This is a genomic window from Microtetraspora sp. AC03309, assembly GCF_020826795.1.
In the GTDB taxonomy this organism is placed as follows: domain Bacteria; phylum Actinomycetota; class Actinomycetes; order Streptosporangiales; family Streptosporangiaceae; genus Microtetraspora; species Microtetraspora glauca.
The window spans coordinates 1-25,808 of sequence record NZ_JADDIL010000056.1 but is presented as its reverse complement, the minus strand read 5'-3'; the positions used below and the strand labels follow the sequence as shown (position 1 = coordinate 25,808).

The 25,808-nt window shown below is 66.1% G+C and carries 19 protein-coding genes; 3 read left to right on the top strand and 16 right to left on the bottom strand.

Going from position 1 to position 25,808, the window contains the following annotated elements; all coding sequences use genetic code 11:
- The first annotated feature begins 18 nt into the window (after positions 1-18).
- Complete coding sequence (locus tag IMZ11_RS28445) at positions 19-414, top strand: hypothetical protein (RefSeq protein WP_061255169.1); 396 nt, start codon at positions 19-21, stop codon at positions 412-414.
- A gap of 103 nt (positions 415-517) precedes the next feature.
- Here IMZ11_RS28445 and IMZ11_RS28440 read toward each other — a convergent pair whose 3' ends face one another.
- The 3 genes from IMZ11_RS28440 to sodN form a co-directional block, all read right to left on the bottom strand.
- Positions 518-1,297 carry an RNA polymerase sigma factor SigF gene (locus IMZ11_RS28440; RefSeq protein WP_174552356.1) on the bottom strand — a complete coding sequence of 260 codons (780 nt, stop codon included), beginning with the start codon at positions 1,295-1,297 and terminating at the stop codon, positions 518-520.
- A gap of 17 nt (positions 1,298-1,314) precedes the next feature.
- Positions 1,315-1,740: an anti-sigma factor gene (locus IMZ11_RS28435; RefSeq protein ID WP_228645533.1), complete on the bottom strand. Its 426-nt coding sequence runs from the start codon at positions 1,738-1,740 to the stop codon at positions 1,315-1,317.
- 199 nt (positions 1,741-1,939) lie between these two features.
- Positions 1,940-2,341, bottom strand: a complete 402-nt coding sequence (gene sodN, locus IMZ11_RS28430; RefSeq protein WP_061255167.1) for a superoxide dismutase, Ni — start codon at positions 2,339-2,341, stop codon at positions 1,940-1,942.
- On the opposite strand from sodN, the gene IMZ11_RS28425 reads away from it, so the two are divergent.
- Complete coding sequence (locus tag IMZ11_RS28425; protein WP_308066856.1) at positions 2,332-2,745, top strand: S24 family peptidase; 414 nt, start codon at positions 2,332-2,334, stop codon at positions 2,743-2,745. The two genes, sodN and IMZ11_RS28425, sit on opposite strands and share 10 nt — an antisense overlap.
- On the opposite strand, the gene IMZ11_RS28420 is transcribed toward IMZ11_RS28425, so the two are convergent.
- Entirely contained in the window at positions 2,691-3,257 is a 567-nt protein-coding gene (locus IMZ11_RS28420) for a CGNR zinc finger domain-containing protein (RefSeq protein ID WP_228645532.1), read from the bottom strand. The two genes, IMZ11_RS28425 and IMZ11_RS28420, sit on opposite strands and share 55 nt — an antisense overlap.
- A gap of 257 nt (positions 3,258-3,514) precedes the next feature.
- On the opposite strand from IMZ11_RS28420, the gene IMZ11_RS28415 reads away from it, so the two are divergent.
- Complete coding sequence (locus IMZ11_RS28415; protein WP_228645531.1) at positions 3,515-4,699, top strand: NADP-dependent malic enzyme; 1,185 nt, start codon at positions 3,515-3,517, stop codon at positions 4,697-4,699.
- A 250-nt stretch (positions 4,700-4,949) separates the two neighbouring features.
- Here the strand turns inward: IMZ11_RS28415 and IMZ11_RS28410 are convergent, their stop codons facing one another.
- From IMZ11_RS28410 to IMZ11_RS28355, 12 genes are all read right to left on the bottom strand, one after another.
- Positions 4,950-6,479, bottom strand: coding sequence for a serine protease (locus IMZ11_RS28410; RefSeq protein WP_228645529.1), 1,530 nt, complete (start codon positions 6,477-6,479; stop codon positions 4,950-4,952).
- A gap of 466 nt (positions 6,480-6,945) precedes the next feature.
- The gene (locus IMZ11_RS28405) at positions 6,946-8,046 is read right to left on the bottom strand and encodes a serine protease (protein WP_228645527.1); all 1,101 of its coding nucleotides are present in this window, start codon (positions 8,044-8,046) and stop codon (positions 6,946-6,948) included.
- A gap of 123 nt (positions 8,047-8,169) precedes the next feature.
- Positions 8,170-9,267, bottom strand: a complete 1,098-nt coding sequence (locus IMZ11_RS28400; protein ID WP_228645524.1) for a serine protease — start codon at positions 9,265-9,267, stop codon at positions 8,170-8,172.
- 180 nt (positions 9,268-9,447) lie between these two features.
- On the bottom strand, positions 9,448-11,046 hold the full coding sequence (locus IMZ11_RS28395; protein ID WP_228645522.1) for a serine protease: 1,599 nt from the start codon (positions 11,044-11,046) through the stop codon (positions 9,448-9,450).
- A gap of 369 nt (positions 11,047-11,415) precedes the next feature.
- Complete coding sequence (locus IMZ11_RS28390; protein ID WP_228645520.1) at positions 11,416-12,951, bottom strand: serine protease; 1,536 nt, start codon at positions 12,949-12,951, stop codon at positions 11,416-11,418.
- Between the two features lie 656 nt (positions 12,952-13,607).
- On the bottom strand, positions 13,608-14,852 hold the full coding sequence (locus IMZ11_RS28385; RefSeq protein ID WP_228645518.1) for a serine protease: 1,245 nt from the start codon (positions 14,850-14,852) through the stop codon (positions 13,608-13,610).
- Positions 14,853-15,379: 527 nt separating this feature from the next.
- Entirely contained in the window at positions 15,380-16,609 is a 1,230-nt protein-coding gene (locus IMZ11_RS28380) for a serine protease (RefSeq protein ID WP_228645516.1), read from the bottom strand.
- Positions 16,610-17,133: 524 nt separating this feature from the next.
- Positions 17,134-18,372, bottom strand: a complete 1,239-nt coding sequence (locus tag IMZ11_RS28375; protein ID WP_228645514.1) for a serine protease — start codon at positions 18,370-18,372, stop codon at positions 17,134-17,136.
- 847 nt (positions 18,373-19,219) lie between these two features.
- Entirely contained in the window at positions 19,220-20,383 is a 1,164-nt protein-coding gene (locus IMZ11_RS28370; protein WP_228645512.1) for a hypothetical protein, read from the bottom strand.
- Positions 20,384-20,962: 579 nt separating this feature from the next.
- Positions 20,963-22,216, bottom strand: a complete 1,254-nt coding sequence (locus tag IMZ11_RS28365) for a serine protease (protein WP_228645510.1) — start codon at positions 22,214-22,216, stop codon at positions 20,963-20,965.
- A 647-nt stretch (positions 22,217-22,863) separates the two neighbouring features.
- Complete coding sequence (locus IMZ11_RS28360) at positions 22,864-24,123, bottom strand: serine protease (RefSeq protein WP_228645508.1); 1,260 nt, start codon at positions 24,121-24,123, stop codon at positions 22,864-22,866.
- Positions 24,124-24,683: 560 nt separating this feature from the next.
- Positions 24,684-25,808 (bottom strand): serine protease (locus tag IMZ11_RS28355; protein ID WP_228645506.1); only part of this gene is annotated, 1,125 nt, incomplete at its 5' end.

Sequence of the window (25,808 nt, the reverse complement as noted above, 5' to 3'; positions counted from 1 at the left end):
TTGTTAAGGTGGGCCGCTGTGAGCAGCCGACCCCAGACCCTGACCGTCGCCTCCGCAATGGTGGCCGTCGAGGGCATCGCCGCCGTGGCCCTGGGCGGCTACGTCGCCGTCGAGACCGTGATCGGAAAGCCGAGCGACCTGATCAGCTCGATCTTCGTCGCGGCCTTCGGGATCCTGGTCGGCGCCGGTCTGCTCTGGGTCGCGTGGGGGATTCTCCAGATGCTGCGCTGGAGCAGGGGTCCGGGCGTGATCACCCAGATCTTCGCGTTGCCCGTGGCGATCACGTTGATCCAGTCTCAGCAGTACGCCTACGGCATACCGCTGGTGGTGGCCGCGGTGATCGCCCTGGTGACACTCCTGGCCCCGCAGTCCACGAAGGCGCTGATGGGCGAGGACGGGCCGGACGCTTCCTGATGCCCTTGCCGGCGTGGCTCGGCCACACGGCCTCGCCCTCCGCCTTGCGATGCACCACCCTGGACACCGCTCCTTCCAGGCGGACCTCGCCTGGAAGGGCGACTCAGTCGTCCGCGGTGAGGCCCTCGCGAAGCTGGGCGAGGGTCCGGGCGAGGAGACGGGACACGTGCATCTGCGAGATGCCCAGCTCCGTCGCGATCTGCGACTGGGTCATATTGCCGAAGAAGCGCAGCAGCAGGATGCGCTTCTCGCGCGGAGGTAGACGCTCCAGCAGCGGTTTCAGGGACTCGCGGTACTCGACGCCCTCGAGAGACTCGTCCACGATGCCGAGCGAGTCGGACACGGCGGGCGCGTCGTCGTCACCGGAGTCGGGCGCGTCGAGGGAGACGGTGGAGTAGGCGTTGGCCGACTCCAGGCCCTCGAGGACCTCTTCCTCGGTCATCTGCAGGTGGGCCGCCAGTTCGGCGACCGTGGGCGCGCGGCTCTCCCGCTGTGACAGCTCGCTGATCGCCTTGGTGAGCGAGAGCTTGAGCTCCTGGAGCCGGCGCGGCACCCGGACCGCCCAGCCCTTGTCACGGAAGTGACGCTTGATCTCCCCGACGATGGTGGGGGTCGCGTAGGTGGAGAACTCGACGCCGCGGGCCAGATCGAAGCGGTCGATCGACTTGATCAGGCCGATCGTGGCGACCTGGGTGAGATCGTCGAGCCACTCGCCCCTGTTACGGAAGCGGCGGGCGAGGTACTCCACCAGCGGGAGGTGGAGCTCGACGAGCTCGTCGCGGATGCGCTGACGCCTCGGGTCGTCGGCCGGCAACTCCACGAGCTCCCCGAAGAGCGCGCGGGCACGCACGCGGTCGGGCACCGCCGAGTCGCCGGAGGCCATGGCACGAGTCCTTTCCGTCACGCCGGCCTCGCCGCGCCTCGCCGCTTGCGCAGCACGATCGCCATGTGATCGGGGGAGTCGGAGATGGCGTCGACGTCGTCCGCCAGCGCGGTGAGCACCATCCAGGCGAAGTCGTCGCGCTTGGGAGCGGTCACGCCGACGGTGCTGACCTCGACCCGGACCGTCATCTCCTGCCCGGTGAGCTCGAACTCGGCGACCAGATCGGTGCCGGGCACCGCCTGCCGAAGGAGCATGGCACAGGCTTCGTCCACCGCGATGCGGAGGTCCTCGATCTGGTCGAGGGTGAAGTCCAGCCGGGCCGCGAGCCCGGCGGTTGCCGTACGCAGCACTGACAGATAGGCGCTCACGGCGGGCAGCCGGACGCTCACAGCGTCGCGGATCCCAGCCAGATCCACCGCAGGCGTCTCGGTTTCCTCGGTCACGTTCCTCCTCGCCCCAAATCGAGCCGGCGCACTGCCGCTCACTGCAACCTACCGCCACTCGCCCGCGATTGCTCGGCTGGGACGCGCCGATTGTCGCGATCTCAGAGCGCGTTCCGTGTCGATTCCACGGATCAGACCGGCCGGAAAAAGACCGAACCCCGCGCGGTCACGTACCGGCGGGGTCGAGGCGATCTCAGGCTCAGGCGGCCTTGGTCTCCCAGAAGATCTTCGCGATCTCGTCGATCTTGCCCAGGAGGTCGTCGGCCTTCGCCACATCGACGGTGCCCTTCGCACCGGCCGCGCCCGCGAGCTTGGTGGCGTCCCAGAACAGCTGGTGAAGCTGAGGGTACTGCTCCAGGTGCGGCGGCTTGAAGTAGTCGGTCCACAGCACCCACAGGTGGTGCTTGACCAACTCCGCACGCTCTTCCTTGATGGTGAGAGCGCGCGCGCGGAACACCGGGTCGTCATTGTCGGCGTACTTGGCCATGATGGCCTTCACCGACTCGGCCTCGATGCGGGCCTGGGCGGGGTCGTAAACACCGCACGGCAGGTCGCAATGGGCGGACGCCTCGTGCTTGGGCCGCAGCAGTCGTGCGAGCATCGGGATCCTTCCTTAATGCTGTGACAGCACTGTCCAAGACCGACCTTACTCGTCTCAGAAAGCCATGTGTGGAGGGGGATGTGCTCACCACGGTGCGCGTCGTGGGTGACTCGATGTTGCCCGTCCTGCGTCCCGGAGACTGTCTGCTCGTACGGCGTGGCGCCCCTGTCAGGGAGGGTGACCTGGTGGTGGCGCGGCGGCCGCACGGCCTGATCGTCAAGCGGGCGTTCCGGCGTACCGGGGAGGGCTGGTGGCTGGAGAGCGACAACCAGCGCGCCCCGGGACGCCGGGACAGCTGGGACTTCGGATCGGTGCCGGAGTCCGAGATCGTCGGAAGGGTGGTGCTGCGTTACTGGCCGCGGATCGCCTTCCGCCTCGCCGTGCCACGTCTGCGCGCCCGGTAGGCGGCGACGTTGACGCGGTTGGCGCAGCGTTCCGAGCAGTAACGACGCGATCGGTTCGACGAGGTGTCGAGGTAGGCGTTGCCGCAGAGCGGCGCCTGGCAGATGCCCAGCCGATCCATGCCGAGGCTGGTGATGACCGTCGCCAGGCCCATGACGGAGCCGACGGCCAGAGTGTCGGCCACCCGGCCGCCCTCGGTCAGGTGCATGTGCCAGGGTTGGCCGTCGTGGCCGGAGATCTGAGGATGGACGGGATGGCGGACGAGGAGCCCGTTGAGCCGCTCGACCGCGTCGGCTCCGTCGCCCCTCGCGGCGGACTCGAACACGCCGGTCAGCTCCTCGCGCAGCTCGCAGATCGCGTCCAGATCTCGCCGGGTGGCACGGGCGGCGGCTTCGGTGCGGCCGGTCTCGGTGAGCAGCTCGCGTAGGGAATCGAGGGTTTTCAGCTGGTCGCGCCCGTTGACAAGGAGTACGGCGAGCTTGGCATATGAGGTGAAGTCCAAATTGCGACCCACGGTTGTAAGTGATCAGACCGGACATCGAGTATTACATGCCGCAGGTTAGCTTGCATACGCAATAATTCTGACACTGTGTTAACGAGAGGGGCTCGCAGGCACCATCTCAACATGTGGCACAATCAAACAACGGGTGACCCCCGTACCCCCTAAGAGACGACCGTCAACGGCGACGGCCGCCGGGCGGCTACCGAAGCCCGGGCCGGTCCGCTCTTGCGGCGTCTACCGAAGGAACTCCTCGTGACACTGGGGTCGCTGTGACTGTTACTTCCGCTTCTCTGGACGCTCTCGACGTCGATCCGGCTTTCGCCCTCCACCGCGGAGGCAAGCTGGAGGTCCGCTCCACCATTCCGGTCCGCGACGCGGACGACCTCTCGCTCGCGTACACACCGGGCGTCGCCAGAGTGTGCACCGCCATCGCCGACACGCCCGAACTCGTCAACGACTACACCTGGGTCTCCAACGTCGTGGCGGTGGTCTCCGACGGCACCGCCGTCCTCGGGCTCGGCGACATCGGACCGGCCGCGGCGATGCCGGTCATGGAGGGCAAGGCGCTGCTGTTCAAGGAGTTCGCGGGCGTCGACGCCGTCCCGATCTGCCTCGACTGCACCGATGTGGACGCGCTGGTCGAGACCGTGGTCCGGCTCGCCCCGTCCTTCGGCGGCATCAACCTCGAGGACATCAGCGCCCCGCGCTGCTTCGAGGTCGAGGACCGGCTCCGCTCGCTGCTGGACATCCCGGTCTTCCACGACGACCAGCACGGCACGGCCATCGTCGCGCTCGCGGCGCTGCAGAACGCCGCCCGGCTGACCGGGCGCACGCTGGGCGACCTGCGGGCCGTCATCGCGGGCGCCGGCGCCTCCGGCGTGGCGGTGACCCGGATCCTGCTCGGCGCCGGCATCGGCGACGTCGCCGTCGCCGACTCCAAGGGCGTCATCTACACCGGACGCGACGGTCTCAACCCCGTCAAGGAGGCCCTGGCCAGGGACACCAACAAGGCGGGCTTCACCGGCTCGACCGAGGAGGCCCTCAGCGGCGCGGACGTGTTCATCGGCCTCTCGGGCTCGACGGTGACCGAGGAGGCCATCATGTCGATGGCCCCGGACGCCATCGTCTTCGCGTTGTCGAACCCCACTCCGGAGGTCCACCCCGAGGTGGCCAGGAGGCACGCGCGGGTGGTCGCGACCGGCAGGTCCGACTTCCCCAACCAGATCAACAACGTGCTCGCCTTCCCGGGCGTGTTCCGCGGCGCGCTCGACGTGCGGGCCACGACCATCACCGAGAACATGAAGGTGGCCGCGGCCTCCGCGCTGGCGGCCGTCGTCGGGGACGACCTGTCCGAGGATTACGTCATCCCCTCTCCGTTCGACGCGCGCGTCGCGCCCGCCGTGATCACGGCCGTGGCCGAGCAGGCCCGCCTGGACGGTGTCGCCCGGCGCTGAATCGGGGCCGTACCCCCGCGACAGCGGTTCGCGGCGGCACAGGCCCATACAGCGGCACATGAGAACGGGGCCCGGCTCGTCGCCGGGCCCCGTTCCCTTTCCGAGCCCCGTGCGCGGCGCCCGTGTCACCGGAGCGCTCACGCGGTCGTGGCACCGCCGCTCGGCCGGCGGCGGGCACCATGCCGCCGACCGGGCGGCGGTCGCTCCGTACCGCGACCAGACGCGCGTTACTTCTTAGTACTTCGACTTTCTAGTACTTGGGCACGATGCTGCCGGACCAGAGGTTGGCGGCGGCCTTGTAGACGCCGTACAGCTCGCCGTCGAAGTACGGGGAGACGCTGGTGTCGATGCGGTTGTTCTTGTCGGTGTCGGCCAGACCGATGGTGACACCGTTCAGGTAGCCGAGACGACGGCCGTTGTTGTAGTTGAGCAGCCAGGACGAACCGATCGAGCCCTCGCCGGTGAAGGAGGACTTGACGCCGACGAGCTCCTCGCCCTTGATCGCGGCGGCGGAGGCGGCGAAGGTCTTGCCGTAGCTCCACTTGAGGGTTTTGCCGGTGTAGGCGTAGTTGCCGTCGGGGTGCGACCCGCTCGGGTAGCCGAAGACGTGGACCGGCTTGCCGATCTTCTGGTTGTAGGCCAGGCCCTGTCCGCCGACGTTGTCGCCGAGGCGGCCGACGTCGGTGAAGGTCCGCACGAAGTACCGCGTGACCTTGTAGTCCAGGTCGTAGGTCGCGCAGAACTCGCTGACGTAGTACTCGTACTCGGCCGGGGTCTCGCCCTCGGCGGGCTTGATCTCCTTGGCCCAGTAGTACTTCTTGCCGTCCGAACTGGAGTAGGGGAGCGTCCTGTCCTTCACCGCGGGGTCGTCCGCGGCCAGCTTGGTGTCCGTACGCTCGACCTTGCCGGCGATCTGTTCCTCCGCGCCCCCGGTGAGGCGGAGGTACTCGCCGCGGGTGACGCCGAGCCAGTCGGACGAACCCGGGGTGCCGTGCGCCACCACGTGGCCGGTGTCGACGACTTCCTCGATCGTGCCCTTGCCCTTGTTGGCGAGGGCCTCGGCCCTGGTCTCGTAGACCCGGACCTCGGGCTTGCGGAGCGCGCGGGTGCGCGGGTACTTCCGGTACTCCGACTCGCTGACCTCGGCACCGCTGTTGTCCGGCAGCACGCCGTTGTAGACCGTGACGAAGGCGTAGTCACGGTCGCCGTCCTCGTAGACGTCGTAGTCGTAGTGCGTGTACGCCTGCTTGCCGACGTAGATGCCCCACGGGGTCTTGGCCTGGTAGTAGCCGGGGATGAAGACCCACTTGTCGAGCGTCGCGCTGTTGGACTCGGTGTCGTAGACGCAGTGACCCGCGGTCGCGACCAGGTTGCGGTAGTTCGACTGCACGGAGGTCGCGGTGCACCAGTGTGGCTCGCGGTCGGCGCCGATGAAGAAGACCTTGCCCGTGGTCTTGGGCAGGTTGACGTTCTTGGACCTGGCGGTCGACTTCTTCTCGTCGCCGATCGCGGGCACGATGCCGGGCTTCGTGTCCGCGGCGGGTCCGCCGGTCGACACGTGCTTGGCGACGACCTTGGTCTCGACGTCGTACGGCGTGGCGCCGATCAGGTTGGCCTTGTCCTCGCCGTACCAGAAGGCCGCGATCTCCCAGGCGAGCGTCTGGGAGGCCAGGGGTTTGGCGGCGACGTCGCCGGAGGCGTGGGCCGGGGTGACCAGAGCGGAGCTCAGGAGGCCGGCGGCGGCGAGGCCGCCGAGGGGGAGAAGCACACGCTGCTTCATTGGGGTTCACTCCTCGCGCTGTCGCGGGACGCGACCGCGTCCCGTTCGTCAGTAAAGGGATGACCGGGACCCTACAGCGAAGATCTTGTCGCTCGAAGGGGCGTTCGACACCCTCTCCGATTCACAGCGTCCTGTGATCGTTTCGTTATCAAACGGGTATTTTTCGCCTCACTGCGTGCTGGTACCTAATGGTGATGTTTCCGCAGATCGGCTGATGGGAGCGGCATTCGACGCCGAATGCGGTCACGGAACGCCGAAAAGGTTGCGTTTCTCGTGTGTGACAAGAGTCACATCGCGGGTCCGCGGTGCGCGGGATGGGACCGTGCCCAGAACGGGTGATCGGAGGGGTACCGCCCGGGTCCGAACCCGCCGGGATCGCACCCCGCCCCCCCCGGACGTACGCGGAGCCGGGGGGTCCGGGCATGAGAAGAGGCCCGGCCGGAGCCGGGCCTCAGGGAAGGACGGATCAGCGGGTCTCGGTGATGCCGATCGAGCCGTCCTTCTTCACGAGCGAGCCCGACCACAGGGGGAGCGCGGCCTTGTAGACGCCGTAGGTCTCACCGTCGAAGTAGGCAGACGTGATCATGTCGCTGCGGTTGTTGCCGTCGGTGTCGCCGCCGAGGCTGGTGACGCCGTTGATGTAACCGAGGCGACGGTTGCTGTTGTACTTGAGGATCCAGGGGCCACCGGACGAGCCGCCGGTCATCGAGCACTTGAGGCCGATCTGCTCCTCGACCTTCACGCTGCTCTCGACGATCGGGTAGACCGGCTTGCCGTAGCACCACTTCATCTTCTCGCCGGTGAAGACGTAGTCGCCGTCGCTGTGCGGCGCGGCCGGGTAGCCGAACGCGTAGACCGGCTGGCCGACCTTCTGGTTGTACGCGAAGCCCTGGCCGCCGACGTTCTTGCCGAGGGAGCCGAGGTCGACGTGCACGTCCTTCTTGTCGTCGTATCCGATTCCGTTGTAGACGGTGACGAACGCGTAGTCGCGGTCGCCGTCCTCGTAGACGTCGAAGTCGTAGTGGGTGAAGGCCTGCTTGCCGACGTAGACGCCAAACGGGGTCTTGCCGTCGTAGTAGCCCGGGACGAAGACCCACCTGTCCACGGTCTGGCTGTTGCCGTCGATGTCGTAGACGCAGTGGCCGGCCGTGGCGACCAGGTTGCGGTACTGCGACTGGATCGAGGAGGCGGAACAGGCGTAGATGTCGCCGTCGATGACGAAGAACGCCCGGCCCACGGTCTTGGGCAGGTTGACGTTCTTCGACTTGCCGCCGGTCTTCTTCTCGTCGCCGATCGCCGGGACGACACCGGGCTTGCCGTCGGCCGCGGGGCCGCCGGTGGAGACGTGCTTCGGCACGCGCTTGTGCTCGGCGCCGTACGCCTTGGCGGCCTTGAGGTTGGCGCCGCTGTCGGCGGTCCAGAAGTCGATGATGTCCGCGGCCTTGGCCGGCGAGGCGAGCTTCGCCTTGGACACGGTCGGGGCGGCCGTGGCGGGGGTGACCAGGGCGGCGGCCAGGAGGCCGGTGGCGGCCAGGCCGCCGAGGGGGAGAAGCAGACGCTTCCGCATGAGGGGTTCGCTCCTTGCGCTGATGAGGGCCGCTACTGCGCCCCTATCGTCAGTAAAGGGATGGTAAAAAAGTACAGCACCCATTCAGGAAGCTATAAGTCCTGAAATGGCCGGAGCGGTTTGTTACAGAATGTTGATCTCGTTCGCGCCCTCGCGGACGGTTCCACCGGGCACCGCGCCGGACGTGACCCGCCTGGCTTCGGTGTAGACGGTGTACAACTCGCTGTCGAAGTACGGGGAGACGGCGGCGCCGCCGGACGTGGTGATCGTGATGCCGTTGAGATAGCCCAGGCGACCGGCCTTGCGGTAGCCGATCAACCAGGCGGACCCGTCGGCCGTACGCGACGACTTCAGGCCGATCAACTCGTCCGCCCGGATGGACGGATCCTGGACCCGGAACGTCGCGCCGCGCACCTTGGGACCGAAGTGACCGAAGACGACGGCCACGCGGCCGATCTCCTGGTTGAAGGCGAGCCCCTGCCCGCCCACGCCGTCCGCGAGCGGGCCGCCGTCGGCCAGCCTGATCCGGCCGGGAGTCCGGGACGGCTGCGGCACGAGACCGTTGTAGACGGTGACGAACGCGTAGTCGCGGTCGAGGTCCCGATAGGTGGCGAAGTCGTGGTGGGTGAACGCCTGCTTGCCCGCGTAGACGCCGAAGGGATTCGGGCCGCGCTGGTGGCCCGGGATGAAGATCCAGTTTCTCATCGGAGCGCCGTCGTTCTCGGTGTCGAAGACGCAGTGCCCGGCGGTGGCGACCAGGTTCCGGTATCTGGCCTGGACCGAGGTCCCCGCGCACCAGTAGGACTTGCCGTCGGAACCGGTGAAGAACACCCTGCCCGCGGTCCTGGGCAGGTTGACGTTCTTGGAGGTCGCCGCGGCCTTCTTGTCCTCCGCGGGGCGGACTCCGCCCGACTTCTCCGCGGCGGGGCGCACGCCTCCCGGCTTTCCGTCCGCCGCCGCGCCGCCCTGCGGCGCCTGCCGGGCGATCACCTTCGCCCGCAGCCCGTACGGCGTCGCGTCGGCGAGGGCCTGGCCGTCACCGGCCAGCCAGTACGCCATCACGGAGGGGACCTGGGCCTCGGAGGCCAGAGCGCGGGTGGCGGTGATGTCGTACGCCCGGGCGGAGGCCGGCACGAGCGTGCCGGACCCGGTGAACGCGCTGGAACAGAGCAGCCCGGCGGTGACCGCCGCACACCCGGCGGGCAGGACGACGCGCTTCACGGACGCTCCTTGCGCTCTGTGTGGACGCCTCGTCGCGTCCTTGCCTCGGTAAAGAGGAAGATTACAGCGCATTTACCTTGACATGGCACAGGGCCCGGCTGGATGCCGGGCCCTGTGTGGTGCTTCGCGTGCTCTCGGGGCAGGGGTCGCGGTCCACTGCGCCGAACATCCGCCAGGTCGTTAGACGATCTTGCCGGACCAGAGGTTGGCGGCGTGCTTGTAGACGTCGTAGAGCTCGCCGTCGAAGTACGGGGAGACGCTGGTGTCGAAGCGGTTGTTGGCGTCGGTGTCGGAGACGCCGATGGTGACACCGTTCAGGTAGCCGAGGCGGCGGCTGTTGTTGTACTTCAGCAGCCAGGAGGAGCCGATGGAGCCCTCGCCGGTGAAGGAGGACTTCATGCCCTGGAGCTCTTCGCCCTTGATGGCGGGCACCTGGACCGCGAAGGTCTTGCCGTAGGCCCACTTGAGGGTCTTGCCGGAGTAGGCGTAGTTGCCGTCGAGGTGGGCGCCGCTCGGGTAGCCGAAGACGAAGACCGGGTTGCCGAGCTTCTGGTTGTAGGCCAGGCCCTGCCCGCCGACGTTGTCACCGAGACGGCCGACGTCCTTCAGCGCGATCGAGAAGTACCGCGCGCAGACCTTGTAGTCGAGGTCGTAGTTCGCCCAGAAGGTCCGCTTGAAGTACTTGTACTGCTTGGTCTGCTGGCCGCCACCGCCGCCGCCACCGCCACGGCCGTCGCCGTTGGTGCCGCTGCCGCCCTCGTTGGGCTTCTGCATGGCGCTGACCTTGTCGCCCTTGACCTCCTTGCGGAAGTAGTAGGTCTTCTGGTCAGAGCTGACGTAGGAGTCCACGTCGCGAGCGTAGGCGTCCTTGGTGATCTCGGCCGGGACGGAGGCGCCCGAGCCGGTGGCCCACGGGCCCTCGCCGGTGAGGGCCTTGTTCGGGTTGAGCCGCATGAACTCGGCGACCTGGATGTCGTCGATCTTCTTGGACTCGGCTGTGCCCACGGCGACGATGTCGCCGGTGACGACGGTCTCGATCTCGATGTTCGAGTACGCCGTCGTCTTGTCGGTCTCGATCCTGACCTTGTCCTTCTTGGCGTCGGCCTCGGTCTCCCAGACCTTCTCGTACTTGGCCCGGCCGGCGTCGGTGGGCAGGACGCCGTTGTAGACGGTGACGAACGCGTAGTTGCGGTCGCCGTCCTCGTAGACGTCGTAGTCGTAGTGGGTGAAGGCCTGCTTGCCGACGTAGATGCCCCACGGGGTCTTGCCCTGGTAGTAACCGGGGATGAAGACCCACTTGTCGAGGGTGGCCTTGTTCGACTCGGTGTCGTAGACGCAGTGGCCCGCGGTGGCCACGAGGTTGCGGTAGTTCGACTGCACGGAGGTGGCGGAGCACCAGTGCGGCTTGTGGTCGGCGCCGATGAAGAACACCTTGCCCGTGGTCTTGGGCAGGTTGACGTTCTTGGACTTGGCGGTCGTCTTCTTCTCGTCGCCGATGGCGGGCACGACGCCGGGCTTGCTGTCGGCCGCGGGGCCGCCCTTGGAGACGTGCTTGGCGACGACCTTGGTCTCGACGTTGTACGGCGTGGCGCCGATCAGGTTGGCCTTGGCCTCGCCGTACCAGAAGGCGGCGATCTGCTTGGCGGCCATGTTGGTGTTGGCCAGGACGACGGTCGGGACCGAGTCGTTGGGAACCTGGGCGTTGGCGGGGGCGGCCAGACCGGCGGCCAGCAGACCGGCGGTGGCCACGAGGCCGCCGAAAGCCAAAGTGCGCTTCATGATGATCTTCCTTGGTCTGTCGTGGGACGCCTCATGCGTCCCATCCGTCAGGAAAGGGATGTAACGCACCATATGAGGGTGCACTTGGAGTTCACTTGCAAGATCCTGTGCGACCGGCTGGAGCGGCGAGGGACGGGAGAGGGCACGGGTTCAGTGGATGTCGGAGCCCGCACTTTCACGCGTGCGAAGGCGCAGGGCCCGGCTGGAGAGCCGGGCCCTGCGAGTCGAACGGCTGGAGCGGGGGCGGGAAAAGGCACAGGGCCCGGCTGGACGCCGGACCCTGTGCGTGGAGCTGTTGCCCTTGGAGTAGATCCCTTTACTCCGTGGTCATGTCCCGCGGTGCGGGATCGGCGTCGTGCGCCGAACAGATCAGACGATCTTGCCGGACCAGAGGTTGGCGGCGTGCTTGTAGACGTCGTAGAGCTCGCCGTCGAAGTACGGGGAGATGCTGGTGTCGAAGCGGTTGTTGGCGTCGGTGTCGGAGACGCCGATGGTGACACCGTTCAGGTAGCCGAGGCGGCGGCCGTTGTTGTAGTTCACCAGCCAGGAGGAGCCGATGGAGCCCTCGCCGGTGAACGACGACTTGGTGCCGAGCAGTTCCTCGCCCTTGATGGCGGGAGCCTGGACGCCGAAGGTCTTGCCGTAGCTCCACTTGAGGGTCTTGCCGGTGTAGGCGTGGTTGCCGTCGGGGTGGGCGCCGCTCGGGTAGCCGAAGACGAAGACGGGCTTGCCGACCTTCTGGTTGTAGGCCAGACCCTGACCACCGACGTTGTCGCCGAGACGGCCGACGCTCTTGAGGCCGACGGACAAGACCTTCGCGGTGACCTTGTAGTCCAGGTCGTAGTTCACCCAGAACTTGCGCTCGGTGTAGGTGGTGCCGCGCTTCAGGAAGAGGGTCGTCTCAGTCGCGTTCCACGCCCAGGCGCCGTCCCCCGGGCCCGTGCCCTTCTTGCCGGCGGCGGCGGCCGCGTAGGCGCTGTCGAAGCCCGCCTTGAGGATGCTGGTGACGTCCACGCCGGTTCCGGTCGGCCAGTTGGTCGTGTCGCCGAGCTGGTTGTCCGCCACGCCGGACTCGCTCTTGATCTTGTCCCGGTCGACGTACTCCCTCACCGAGCCCGGGGTGTCGAGCGCGACCTTGGTCGCGGTCTTGAAGGGGGTGACCATGACACGTGCCCAGGCGGTGGTCTTGTCCGCCTTGAGCGCGGCCGCGTCCTTCTCGGCCTCGGCCGCGGTCTCGAAGTCCTTCGAGTAGTCCTTGTTGAAGCTCGCGCTCTCGGGCAGGACGCCGTCGAAGACCGTCACGAACGCGAAGTTGCGGTCGCCGTCCTCGTAGACGTCGAAGTCGTAGTGCGTGAACGCCTGCTTGCCGACGTAGATGCCCCACGGGGTCTTGCCCTCGTAGTAACCGGGGATGAAGACCCACTTGTCCAGGGTGGCCTTGTTCGACTCGGTGTCGTACACGCAGTGACCGGCGGTCGCGACCAGGTTCCGGTACGCGGCCTGGACCGAGGTGGCCGAGCACCAGTGCGGCTTGCGGTCGGCGCCGATGAAGAACACCTTGCCCGTGGTCTTGGGCAGGTTGACGTTCTTGGACTTGGCGGTCGTCTTCTTCTCGTCGCCGATCGCGGGCACGACGCCGGGCTTGCTGTCGGCCGCCGGGCCGCCCTTGGAGACGTGCTTGGCGACGACCTTGGTCTCGACGTTGTACGGCGTGGCGCCGATCAGGTTGGCCTTGGCCTCGCCGAACCAGAAGGCGGCGATCTGCTTGGCGGCCATGTTGGTGTTGGCCAGGACGACGGTCGGGACCGAGTCGTTGGGAACCTGGGCGTTGGCGGGGACGGCGAGGCCCGCGGCCAGGAGGCCGCTCGCGGCCACGAGGCCGCCGAAAGCCAGAGTGCGCTTCATTCGGGAAATTCCTTGGTCTGTCGTGGGACGCCTCATGCGTCCCATCCGTCAGGAAAGGGATGAAGCGCACCGTAGGTGCGAGCACTTGTAATCCACTTGGGGGCCTGCTCTCGACACCCGCCGAAGCCAATTGACGGATGGAAACACTGAAAGGTGAAGTCCAGGTCAACTCCTTGCGGGCCAGGTGATCTTTGTCGAATCGGAGATCGGCGGCGTGTTCGTGGACGTCGCGGGGATCGCCGTCCGAGCACGGGGGAGAGGCGGTCTCGTGGCGGTGGCCGGCCCCGGAGTCGCTGATCAGGCCGTTTCCGGGCTGGCCGGGGCGGCCCCGCCGAGAGCCATGAGGGGCGTCGTATTAAGTCCCATTCATCCGGAAAGGAGGGGAGCGGGAAAGGGGAAAGCCGTTGAGTGGTTCCTTGTGGTTCGCTCGGGGTGGTTCCCTCGGGCCCGCCGTCGAGGCCGGTCGAAATCAGGCCGGCGGAAACGGCGCATCGCGCTGCCGTGGAATTCGCTCCCGCGTCCAGGTCCAGGCGCGCGCACTTCTTCCCGGAAAAGCCGCAGGGCCCGGCTGGAGAGCCGGGCCCTGCGGGTGAAGCGTGGTGAGTCAGGGTTTGGACCCCTGCCTCGGGAGATCGTCGTGTTTCCGCGGGCGGAGACTAGGCGATCGAGCCGGACCAGAGGTTCTTGGCCGCGCTGTAGACGCCGTACAGCTCACCGTCGAAGTACGGGGAGAGGCTGGTGTCGATGCGCTTGTTACCGTCACGGTCGGCCACCGCGATGGTGACGCCGTTCAGGTAGCCGAGGCGGCGGCTGTTGTTGTAGTTGACCAGCCACGCCGAGCCGAGCGAGCCCTCGCCGGTGAAGGAGGACTTGACGCCGACGAGCTCCTCGCCCTTGATGGAGGGCGCGGTGGCGGCGAAGGTCTTGCCGTAGCTCCACTTGAGGGTCTTGCCGGAGTAGGCGTAGTTGCCGTCCGGGTGCGAGCCGCTCGGGTAGCCGAACACGAAGACCGGCTTGCCGATCTTCTGGTTGTAGGCCAGACCCTGACCACCGACGTTGGCACCCAGGGCACCCGCGTCCACGAACTTCCAGACGAAGTAGTGCCAGTCACCCTTGTTGTCCTTGACGGCGTGGATGTCACCGATGAAGGTGTCCCAACCCTTGTACTGGTCGTAGACCTCCTTGGTGACCTCCTGCCAGCTGCCGACGTTCTCCCAGCCCTCGCCGCCGGTGACGGTGGGCTTGGGCTTGTCGTCGCCGTACGGCACACCGTCGTGCGGCGCCTTGAGGCCGTTGTAGACCGTGACGAACGCGTAGTCGCGGTCGGCGTCCTCGTAGACGTCGTAGTCGTAGTGGGTGAAGGCCTGCTTGCCGACGTAGATGCCGAACGGGGTCTTGCCCTGGTAGTAACCCGGGACGAACACCCAGTAGTCCATCGTGGCCTTGTTGGACTCGGTGTCGTACACGCAGTGTCCGGCCGTGGCGACCAGGTTCTTGTACGCGGACTGGACCGAGGTCGCGGTGCACCAGTGCGGCTTGTCGTCGCTGGCGACGAAGAACACCTTGCCCGTGGTCTTGGGCAGGTTGACGTTCTTCGACTTGGCGGTGGTCTTCTTCTCGTCGCCGATCGCCGGGACGACGCCGGGCTTGGTGTCCGCGGCGGGACCGCCGGTGGAGACGTGCTTGGCCGGGACCGTGGTCTCGACGTTGTACGGCGTCGCGCCGATCAGGTTCGCCGAGTGCTCGGCGTACCAGTAGCCGACGATGTTCTTCGCCGCGATGCCGGTGGAGGCGAGCGGCTTGGTGGCCACGTCACCCGACGCCTGGGCCGGAGCGGCCAGGCCGGAGGCCAGGAGGCCAGTGGCGGCGATGACGCCACTGAAAGCGAGAACGCGCTTCATGGGGGGAACTCCTTGGGCTGTCGTGGAACGCTTCTTGCGCCCCATGCGTCAGTAAAGGGATGTCAGGAAACATACGTCGTGATCTTGCAAGGCGGAAGGCGCTTCGCGCGGTCTTCCCGGCCCTGTCCCGACGTTGCCGTTCCGTTATCTATCGCCGGGAGTCGGATCCTTTGCTGATGCAGTGACATATATGCAGATCAAGAGCGAAGTGATCGCTTTGGTGATGGCGAGACGTCGAGAGTCGCGATCTTCGACTATGTGAGCTAAATCACATCATGGAAGTGGCACCGGATCCGGATCGGCTACGTCTAAGGCGCCTTGCACGGCGAAGGCCCCGGGGCGACGCCCCGGGGCCTTCGGTTGTTCTGGATCACGCAGGCGGGTGGACGGCGCGCCCGTCGTTCCGCCGCGTCGCCTCCAGAACAGGCGCGGGGCCTGGCTGGAGAGCCGGGCCCCGCGGGTGAAACGTGGTGAGTCAGGGTTTGGACCCCTGCCTCGGGAGATCGTCGTGTTTCCGCGAGCGGAGACTAGGCGATCGAGCCGGACCAGAGGTTCTTGGCCGCGGAGTAGACGCCGTACAGCTCGCCGTCGAAGTACGGGGAGACGCTGGTGTCGATCCGGTTGTTGCCGTCGGTGTCGGAGACGCCGATGGTGACACCGTTCAGGTAGCCGAGACGGCGGCCGTTGCTGTAGTTCACCAGCCAGGAGGAGCCGAGAGCACCCTCGCCGGTGAAGGAGGACTTGACGCCGACGAGCTCGTCGCCCTTGACGGAGGGCGCGGTGGCGGCGAAGGTCTTGCCGTAGCTCCACTTGAGGGTCTTGCCGGAGTAGGCGTAGTTGCCGTCCGGGTGCGACCCGCTCGGGTAGCCGAACACGAAGACCGGCTTGCCGATCTTCTGGTTGTAGGCCAGACCCTGACCACCGACGTTGGCACCCAGGGCACCCGCGTCCTCGAACTTCCAGGTGTAGTAGTGCTTCTTGTGGTCCTTGTCCTCGGCGACGTAGACGTTGTAGTAGCCCGCCTTGGCGTACTGCGTCGCCTCCAGCTCGCTGACTTCCTTGTAGTCGCCGACGGAGTACCAGTCGGGGATGATGTTGCCCTTGGCGTCCGTCTTGTCGCCGATGCCGTCGTGCGGCGTCTTGATGCCGTTGTAGACGGTGACGAAGGCGTAGTTGCGGTCGGCGTCCTCGTACACGTCGAAGTCGTAGTGGGTGAAGGCCTGCTTACCCACGTACAGACCCCACGGGGTCTTGCTCTGGTAGTAGCCCGGGATGAAGACCCAGTTCTTCATGGTGGTGGCGTTGGACTCGGTGTCGTAGACACAGTGTCCGGCCGTGGCCACCAGGTTCTTGTACGCGGACTGGACCGAGGTGCCGGTGCACCAGTGCGGCTTGCCGTCAGCGCCCTCGAAGAACACCTTGCCCATGGTCTTGGGCAGGTTGACGTTCTTGGACTTGGCGGTCGTCTTCTTCTCGTCGCCGATCGCGGGCACGACGCCGGGCTTGCTGTCGGCCGCCGGGCCGCCCTTGGAGACGTGCTTGGCGACGACCTTGGTCTCGACGTTGTACGGCGTGGCGCCGATCAGGTTGGCCATGTGGTTGCCGAACCAGTAGGAGCCCACCGCCTCAGCGGTGATGCCGGTGGTGGCCAGCGGGTCGCTGGCGACGTCACCGGAGGCCTGGGCCGGGGCGGCCAGGCCGGAGGCCAGGAGGCCGGCGGTGGCGACGAGGCCACCGAAGGCGAGAGTGCGCTTCATGGGGGGAACTCCTCGGGCTGTCGTGGAACGCTTCTTGCGCCCCATGCGTCAGTAAAGGGATGACCGGAAACATACAGTCGCGATCTTGTGTGATGGAACCGGCTTCGCGGGTACTTTTTGACGCCCTCTCGCCGAGATTGTTTCGTTACCATCGGGCATTGGTCAGGCAATTTGCCGACTCGGTGACATATGTGCAGATCAAGAGTTAAGTGACTGCCGTCTCGGCGAGCGCCACCCCGGATGAGGGCGCATTGGCGATATGACCTAAATCACACCATGGGGATGGCACCAGATGTGGGCGCGCTACGTCTAAGCTCCAACGCGAAAGGCCCCGAGGCGACGCCTCGGGGCCTTTCGGTTCCTAGGAGGATACACAGTGGCGATGGTGGCGCGCTCGCCGTGCCACCGAGTCCCTCCGGAACGGCACAGGGCCCGGCTGGAGAGCCGGGCCCTGTGTGAGTTGAGCGGTCGAGTCAGGGTGTGGACCCCTTCCTCGTGACCACCTCGTTCCCGCAGGCTGGGAACTAGGCGATCGAGCCCGACCAAACGTTCTTGGCCGCGCTGTAGACGCCGTAGGTCTCACCGTCGAAGTACGGGGAGAGGCTGGTGTCGATGCGCTTGTTGCCGTCACGGTCGGCCACCGCGATGGTGACACCGTTCAGGTAGCCCAGGCGGCGGCTGTTGTTGTAGCCGATCAGCCACGCCGAGCCGAGCGAGCCCTCGCCGGTGAAGGAGGACTTGACACCCTGCAGCTCCTCACCCTTGATGGAGGGCGCGGTGGCGGCGAAGGGCTTGCCGTAGCTCCACTTGAGGGTCTTGCCGGAGAAGGCGTAGTTGCCGTCCGGGTGCGACCCGCTCGGGTAGCCGAACACGAAGACCGGCTTGCTGCCGAGCTTCTGGTTGTAGGCCAGACCCTGACCACCGACGTTGTCGCCCAGACGACCGGCGTCGGTGAACTTCCAGACGTAGTAGACAGGGTTGCCCTTGTCGTCCTTGTCCTCGTAGTAGCCGAAGCGGTTGTTGTCCTTGGCGCCAGCCGCGACGTAGGCGTCGTAGGTGGCCTTGTCGACCACCTTGAAGCCGGCGTAGGCCTGACGCTGCTCCTTGGTCATGCCCTTGAAGTCCGCGAAGCCGCCGGCCGGGAACTGCAGACCGTTGTAGACCGTGACGAAGGCGTAGTCGCGGTCGGCGTCCTCGTAGACGTCGTAGTCGTAGTGGGTGAAGGCCTGCTTACCCACGTAGATGCCCCACGGGGTCTTGGCCTGGTAGTAACCCGGGACGAACACCCAGCGGTCGAGCGTGGCCTTGTTGGACTCGGTGTCGTACACGCAGTGACCGGCCGTGGCGACCAGGTTGCGGTAGTTCGCCTGCACCGAGGTCGCGGTGCACCAGTGCGGCTTGCCGTCGCCACCGACGAAGAACACCTTGCCGGTGGTCTTCGGGAGGTTCACGTTCTTCGACTTGGCGGTCGACTTCTTCTCGTCGCCAATGGCCGGGACGACGCCGGGCTTGCTGTCAGCCGACGGTCCGCCAGTCGAGACGTGCTTGGCCGGGACCGTGGTCTCGACCGAGTACGGGGTGGCCTGGATCAGGTTGGCGGCCTTCTCGGCGACCCAGAAGGACGCGACGTTCTTCGCCGCGATCTGGGTGGCGCTCAGCGGGGCGCTGGCGACGTCGCCGGCGGCCTGGGCCGGGGTGGCCAGGCCGGAGGCCAGGAGGCCGGCGGTGGCGACGAGGCCACCGAAGGCGAGAGTGCGCTTCATGAGGGAACTCCTTGGGCTGTCGTGGGGCGCTCTTGCGTCCCATGCGTCAGTAAAGGGATGACCGGAAACATACAGGCGCGATCTTGCGAGGGGGAAGCCGTCGGATGGCCGGGGGCCGTCGAGAGTGCCGCGGAGATGTTTCCGTGACCTTGTGTTCGAGTCGCTGCGCCGTGGTGGCGTGGCCCGCATCTCCGCAGATCAACCATGCGATCGAGCGAGAGGTCACCGCGGCGAAGTTGTTACATCCGAAAGACCCTGAAAAACGGCTGTGTGATGTAAAACACATTTCAGACATGGCACCGATATGGACCCTGCCGCGTCTAACGTGCCTTCGAACGCGCGAAGGCCCCGGCGCGGTGCGCCGGGGCCTTGAGTCGATCGGGAGCATACACGGCCGCCGGATGTGATCGCAGGGCGGTATTACGGCTGCTGGTTGCCCATTTGGGCCTGTCCCAAATGGGGGGAAGGCCGCGGGATCCTCCGGCGAGGACGTCGGTGATCGGCCCTTCATGGGCTCGATTCGGCCATGGAACGCCGGAAATATAGCTCTATATCCACTTCTCAACCCCAGAAGGGGAGCAGGACGGGCGCCGAACGGAGGGGGAGCGGAGGTGCGGGGCGGGGGCCGGTACGGACGTAGTTCCCGTTCGTGAGATCCACGGGCCCTGTTCGCCGCCTCGCTCGTCCCCCGGAGTCGAACAGGGGCGCCCTGGTGAAACGAAAAGGGCCCGGCTGGAAAGCCGGGCCCTTCGATGAAGCATGGTGAGTCAGGGTTTGGACCCCTTCCTCAGCGAGCCAAGGTTTGGACCCCTGTCTCGGGAGATCGTGTCGTTTCCGCGAGCGGAGACTAGACGATCGAGCCGGACCAGAGGTTCTTGGCCGCGGAGTAGACGCCGAACAGCTCACCGTCGAAGTACGGCGAGAAGCTGGTGTCGTAGCGGTTGTTGCCGTCGGTGTCGGAGACGCCGATGGTCACACCGTTCAGGTAGCCGATGCGACGGTTGCTGCTGTAGCCCGCCAGCCAGGAGGAGCCGAGGGCGCCCTCACCGGTGAAGGAGGACTTGGTGCCGACGAGCTCCTCGCCCTTGATGGCCGGGGCCTGGACCGCGAAGGTCTTGCCGTAGGTCCACTTGAGCGTGTGGCCGGAGTAGGCCTGGTTGCCGTCGGGGTGCTGGCCGCTCGGGTAGCCGAACACGTAGACCGGCTTGCTGCCGACCTTCTGGTTGTAGGTCAGACCCTGCCCACCGACGTTGGCGCCAAGGGCACCGGTGTCGACGAACGCGCGGACGTAGTACTTACCGTCCTCGACGGGGAGCCGGAGCCACTTGTTGGCCTGGTCGTACTCCGCCTTGCTGACTTCCTTCTTGCCGATCTCCGGGTTGCCGTTCAGCGCCTTGATGCCGTTGTAGACGGTGACGAAGGCGTAGTTACGGTCGGCGTCCTCGTAGACGTCGAAGTCGTAGTGGGTGAAGGCCTGCTTACCCACGTAGATGCCCCACGGGGTCTTGGCCTGGTAGTAACCCGGGATGAAGACCCAGTAGTCCAGCGTGGCGGCGTTGGACTCGGTGTCGTAGACGCAGCTACCCGCGGTCGCGACCAGGTTCTTGTACGCGGACTGGATCGAGGTCGCGGTGCACCAGTGGGCCTTCTTGTCCGCACCGATGAAGAACACCTTGCCCGTGGTCTTGGGCAGGTTGACGTTCTTCGACTTGCCGGTCGACTTGGCCTCGTCGCCGATCGCCGGGACGACACCGGGCTTGCTGTCCGGAGCCGGACCGCCCTTGGAGACGTGCTTGGCGACGACCTTGGTCTCGACGTTGTACGGCGTGGCGCCCTTCAGCGCGGCCATGTTCTCCGCGTACCAGAAGGCCAGGATGTTCTTGGCGGCGATCTTGGTCGTGGCGAGCGGCTTGGTGGCGACGTCGCCGGCGGCCTGGGCCGGGGCGGAGAGGCCGGCGGCCAGGAGGCCGGCGGTGGCGACGAGGCCACCGAAGGCGAGAGTGCGCTTCATTGGGGTTCTCCTTGGGCTGTCGTGAGGCGCGTTCGCGTCCCAGACGTCAGTAAAGGGATGGCCAAAACATACAGGGCGATCTTGTCCCTAAAGGCACCTTGATCGACGGTCTCGCGACGCGCGCGGCCGCGAGACCGTCCTGTTACATAAATGACTCAGGGAAAAGGAATCTGTCAGATTGAATCGTGGCTCGTTTTTGCTGCTCCCCGCCCTGTCGACGGATTTCCTTGATGTGGCCGCGCGGGCGCCGGCCGGTTCGAGACCTTTCGCTATTGTGATGCGGATCACATGAAATTCACGGCACCGTATCGGCGCGACCCACGTCTAAGCGGCCTCTTCCGGCCGCCGGGCATCGTCATTTCGGTGACGGGCCGATTACGCCGCGCTGCCGTAATGCGTCGCGGTGCGGCGTTCAGCGAGCGGGCCCGCTTACCGCGGGACGAGTGAAATTCCCGCGGAGTCGTTCCGCGCCGCGTCATGGAACGGTCCGTCATGGAACGGCAAGCCCTGAAACCGCCCAAGCCCCGAAACGCCAAAAAGGCCCGGCTGGCAGCCGGGCCTTTTGTGCTAATCGACGAACTACGCGGGAGGCGCGGACGACGAGGTCGCGTGGGGGATCGCGGGCGACTCGAACGGAACCGCGATCGAGCCGGACCAGAGGTTCTTGGCCGCGGAGTAGACGCCGTACAGCTCACCGTCGAAGTACGGCGAGAAGCTGGTGTCGTAACGGTTGTTGCTGTCGGTGTCGGAGACGCCGATGGTGACACCGTTCAGGTAGCCCAGACGGCGGCTGTTGTTGTAGCCAACCAGCCAGGAGGAGCCGAGGGCGCCCTCACCGGTGAACGACGACTTGACGCCGACGAGCTCCTCGCCCTTGATGGCCGGGGCCTGGACCGCGAAGGTCTTGCCGTAGCTCCACTTGAGGGTCTTGCCGGAGTAGGCGTAGTTGCCGTCCGGGTGCGAGCCGCTCGGGTAGCCGAACACGAAGACCGGCTTGCTGCCGACCTTCTGGTTGTAGGCCAGACCCTGCCCACCGACGTTGGCGCCCAGGGCACCCGCGTCCTCGAACTCCCACACGTAGTAGACCTTGCCGACGTGGCAGACGAATTCGGAGCCGCGGAACTCTGCCGGGAACTTCATGTAGGTCTCGTAGGAGACGGGCTTCCACCTGCCGGGGTTCGCCTCGGTGTAGGGGATCACGCCGTCGTGGTTGAACTTCAGGCCGTTGTAGACCGTGACGAACGCGTAGTTGCGGTCGCCGTCCTCGTAGACGTCGAAGTCGTAGTGCGTGAACGCCTGCTTGCCGACGTAGATGCCCCACGGGGTCTTGCTCTGGTAGTAGCCGGGGATGAAGACCCAGTTGTCCAGGGTGGTGGCGTTGGACTCGGTGTCGTAGACGCAGTGACCCGCGGTGGCGACCAGGTTCTTGTACGCGGACTGGACCGAGGTGGCCGAGCACCAGTGCGGCTTGCCGTCGGCGCCGTCGAAGAACACCTTGCCCGTGGTCTTGGGCAGGTTGACGTTCTTCGACTTGGCGGCGGCCTTCTTCTCGTCGCCGATCGCGGGCACGATGCCGGGCTTGCTGTCGGGAGCCGGGCCGCCCTTGGAGATGTGCTTGGCGACGACCTTGGTCTCGACGTTGTACGGCGTGGCGCCGATCAGGTTCGCAGCCTCGTTGTTGTACCAGTAGGCGAGCGTGGCGTAGGCCGCGATGCCGTTGGTCGCGAGGGCGTCGCTGGCGACGTCACCGGAGGCCTGAGCCGGGGCGGCGAGGCCCGAGGCCAGCAGGCCGGCAGTGGCGACGAGGCCGCCGAAAGCCAGAGTGCGCTTCATGGGGGAACTCCTTGGTCTGTCGTGGGACGCCTCTTGCGTCCCATGCGTCAGTAAAGGGATGCGTGAAAGATAGCGCAGACGATCGTCCTAAGAAAGAGATAAAGGGCCGTTCTCGGCCTTCGGGCGGCCTTCCTTGATGGCTTACACGGCGAAAGTACGGATGTCGTCTCACTGCCAACTCGCGCGACATCAGGTTTCCGCAGCTAGCCGCCTTGAATGGCCTTTCCTTCTGGCTGTGTGAGCCATATGGACAGACGCTTGTCAGCCGGATCTGTGAGGTAGCTCACACCACAACCCGCGCCATTGTTCCGGCGATATCAACAGGCCGATGGGGCGGTTATCCGGCAGCGTCGTTCCACCACCGATATCGGTTTACAGGCGCGGCGGGAAATTTTTGAAGAAAAGTGAACGGCGCCGAGATGGGCCGGTCGAAACCTCGCCTGTGATTGACACGGTTCCCCCAGGTCGGTCAGACCGTCGGCCGGCATTCGAAAGCCACGCCAAAAGGTCATGGAAAAGCGAAAGGGCCCGGCTGGAAAGCCGGGCCCTTCGATGAAGCATGGTGAGTCAGGGTTTGGACCCCTTCCTCAGCGAGCCAAGGTTTGGACCCCCGCCTCGGGAGATCGTCGTGTTTCCGCGAGCGGAGACTAGGCGATCGAGCCGGACCAGAGGTTCTTGGCCGCGGAGTAGACGCCGTACAGCTCACCGTCGAAGTACGGCGAGAAGCTGGTGTCGTAACGGTTGTTGGCGTCGGTGTCGGAGACGCCGATGGTCACACCGTTCAGGTAACCGAGGCGACGGCCGTTGTTGTAGTTCACCAGCCAGGAGGAGCCGAGCGAGCCCTCACCGGTGAACGACGACTTGGTGCCGATGAGCTCCTCGCCCTTGATGGCCGGGGCCTGGACCGCGAAGGTCTTGCCGTAGCTCCACTTGAGGGTCTTGCCGGAGTAGGCCTGGTTGCCGTCCGGGTGCTGGCCGCTCGGGTAGCCGAACACGAAGACCGGCTTGCCGACCTTCTGGTTGTAGGCCAGACCCTGCCCACCGACGTTGGCGCCCAGGGCACCCGCGTCAGCGAACTTCCAGACGTAGAACTTGCCGTCCTTGGCGTAGTGCGGGAGGGCGTCCTCGTCGTGGTACGCCAGGAAGGTGGCCTTGTCGACCTCCTGGAAGCCGGCGTACTGCTTCAGCTCGTCCCACTTGCCGTTCTTGATCAGGTCCCAGACGCCGGAGAAGCCGTCGTGCGGCATCTTCAGGCCGTTGTAGACCGTGACGAACGCGTAGTTGCGGTCGGCGTCCTCGTACACGTCGTAGTCGTAGTGCGTGAACGCCTGCTTGCCGACGTAGATGCCCCACGGCATCTTGCCCTGGTAGTAACCGGGGATGAAGACCCAGTTCTCGAGGGTGGCCTTGTTCGACTCGGTGTCGTAGACGCAGCTACCCGCGGTGGCGACCAGGTTCTTGTACGCCGACTGGATCGAGGTGGCGGTGCACCAGTGCGGGTTGATGGCCTTGGGGTACCAGTGACCCCGGGGGCTCTTCACCCACTCGATGCCGTCGGAGAAGAACACCTTGCCCGTGGTCTTGGGCAGGTTGACGTTCTTCGACTTGGCGGCGGCCTTCTTCTCGTCGCCGATCGCCGGCACGACACCCGGCTTGCTGTCGGCCGCCGGCCCGCCCTTGGAGACGTGCTTGGCGACGACCTTGGTCTCGACGTTGTACGGCGTCGCGTTGATCAGGTTGGCGGCGTTCTCCGCCAGCCACAGCGCGGCGATGTTCTTGGCGTTGATGCCGGTGGAGGCCAGCGGCTTGGTGGCCACGTCACCGGAGGCCTGGGCCGGGGCGGAGAGGCCGGCGGCCAGGAGGCCGGCGGTGGCGACGAGGCCACCGAAGGCGAGAGTGCGCTTCAAGGGAAACTCCTTGGGCTGTCGTGGAACGCATCTTGCGTCCCATGCGTCAGTAAAGGGATGAGACGCACCATACAGTCGGCCGGGTCACCCTAAGAACGGAATAAGTGGCTTATTTTTCGGCGCCCGGTGGCACGAGATGATCTCGCTGTGTCGGCGATTTCCGCGGCTCGGTCCGAGGGGTGGCATCGCCGCAGCTAGATGATCGTGCGCCCTTCTTGTCGCGCTCTGTCCGCTGTTTCCACATTTCTCAGTCATGTTCGCAGATGTGATGTAAATCACACAGAGTGTGCTCAGGTGGCGGCTCCGACCCTGCCGTTCCCGGTGTGTCTCGTGACTCGCCGTCAACCCGCTGACCTGCGGATTCCATTGATCATCCTGACCTGGCGGTGTCATGGAGCTGACGTTCAGGTTTGTCAGGCTTCCCTCAGTCTCATATGCGACAAAGTCCCCCCAAATCGGGCGCTGACGTTTATGAGGCGGGCGAGGTTTACCGCGAGATCTTTAAAAATGATGAGAAAAGGGCCCGGCTCATCGAGCCGGGCCCTTCTCTCGTTCAGGTGTTACGCGATGCTGCCGGACCAGAGGTTGGCGGCGTGCTTGTAGATGTCGTAGAGCTCGCCGTCGAAGTACGCCGACAGGCTGGTGTCGATCCGGTTGTTGCCGTCCGTGTCCGACACCGCCATCGTGAGGCCGTTGAGGTAGCCCAGCCGGCGGGTGTTGCTGTACTGGTACAGCCAGGCGGAGCCGGACGCGCCCTCACCGGTGAAGGAGGACTTGACGCCGATCAGTTCCTCGGCCTTGAGGTCGGACGCCGTCGCCCCGAAGGTCGCCCCGTAGCTCCACTTGAGGGTCTTGCCGGTGTAGGCGTGGTTGCCGTCCGGGTGCGACCCGCTCGGGTAACCGAAGACGTAGACCTTCTTCCCCTTCTTCTGGTTGTACGCGAGGCCCTGGCCGCCGACGTTGTCGCCGAGACGCCCGGCGTCGACGAACTTCCAGATGAAGTACTCGTCGTCCGCCGTCCCGGCACCGTGCGGCAGGAACTTCGTGAACTGGTTGATCGCGGGGGTGTAGGTGCCGTAGTCGCGGTACTTCAGGTACTCCGCCTTGGAGACCTTCTTCCAGTCGCCGTAGATCGCGTCGCCGTTCTGGGTGCCCTTGAGGCCGTTGTAGACGGTGACGAAGGCGTAGTCGCGGTCGAAGTCCTCGTACACGTCGTAGTCGTAGTGCGTGAACGCCTGCTTGCCGACGTAGATGCCCCACGGCGTCTTGCCCTGGTAGTAGCCGGGCACGAAGATCCAGTACTTCAGCGTGGCCTTGTTGGACTCGGTGTCGTAGACGCAGTGGCCGGCCGTGGCGACCAGGTTGCGGTACTTCGCCTGGACCGAGGTGGCGGAGCACCAGTGCGGCTTGCCGTCGGCGCCGAGGAAGAACACCTTGCCCGTGGTCTTGGGCAGGTTCACGTTCTTCGACGTGCCGGAGCCGCCACCGCCGGTCGGCGCGACGGTGCCCGGCTTGCCGTCGGCGGCGGGGCCGCCCTTGGAGACGTGCTTGGCGACCACCTGGGTCTCCACGTCGTACGGCGTGGCGCCGATCAGGTTGGCCTTGTGCTGCGCGTACCAGAACGCGGCCACGTTCCAGGCGGCGATGCCGCTGCCGGCGAGGGGGTCGGAGGCGGTGTCGGGGGC

Coding starts and splice junctions, on each gene's coding strand:
- IMZ11_RS28410 (WP_228645529.1), bottom strand. CDS start 6,479: ATGAAGCAGCGTGTGCTTCTCCCCCTCGGCGGCCTCGCCGCCGCCGGC.
- IMZ11_RS28365 (WP_228645510.1), bottom strand. CDS start 22,216: ATGAAGCGCACTCTGGCTTTCGGCGGCCTCGTCGCCACTGCCGGCCTG.
- IMZ11_RS28405 (WP_228645527.1), bottom strand. CDS start 8,046: ATGCGGAAGCGTCTGCTTCTCCCCCTCGGCGGCCTGGCCGCCACCGGC.
- IMZ11_RS28380 (WP_228645516.1), bottom strand. CDS start 16,609: ATGAAGCGCACTCTCGCCTTCGGTGGCCTCGTCGCCACCGCCGGCCTC.
- IMZ11_RS28390 (WP_228645520.1), bottom strand. CDS start 12,951: ATGAAGCGCACTCTGGCTTTCGGCGGCCTCGTGGCCGCGAGCGGCCTC.
- IMZ11_RS28370 (WP_228645512.1), bottom strand. CDS start 20,383: ATGAAGCGCACTCTCGCCTTCGGTGGCCTCGTCGCCACCGCCGGCCTC.
- IMZ11_RS28385 (WP_228645518.1), bottom strand. CDS start 14,852: ATGAAGCGCGTTCTCGCTTTCAGTGGCGTCATCGCCGCCACTGGCCTC.
- IMZ11_RS28375 (WP_228645514.1), bottom strand. CDS start 18,372: ATGAAGCGCACTCTCGCCTTCGGTGGCCTCGTCGCCACCGCCGGCCTC.
- IMZ11_RS28395 (WP_228645522.1), bottom strand. CDS start 11,046: ATGAAGCGCACTTTGGCTTTCGGCGGCCTCGTGGCCACCGCCGGTCTG.
- sodN (WP_061255167.1), bottom strand. CDS start 2,341: ATGCTCGCACGACTGCTGCGGCCCAAGCACGAGGCGTCCGCCCATTGC.
- IMZ11_RS28440 (WP_174552356.1), bottom strand. CDS start 1,297: ATGGCCTCCGGCGACTCGGCGGTGCCCGACCGCGTGCGTGCCCGCGCG.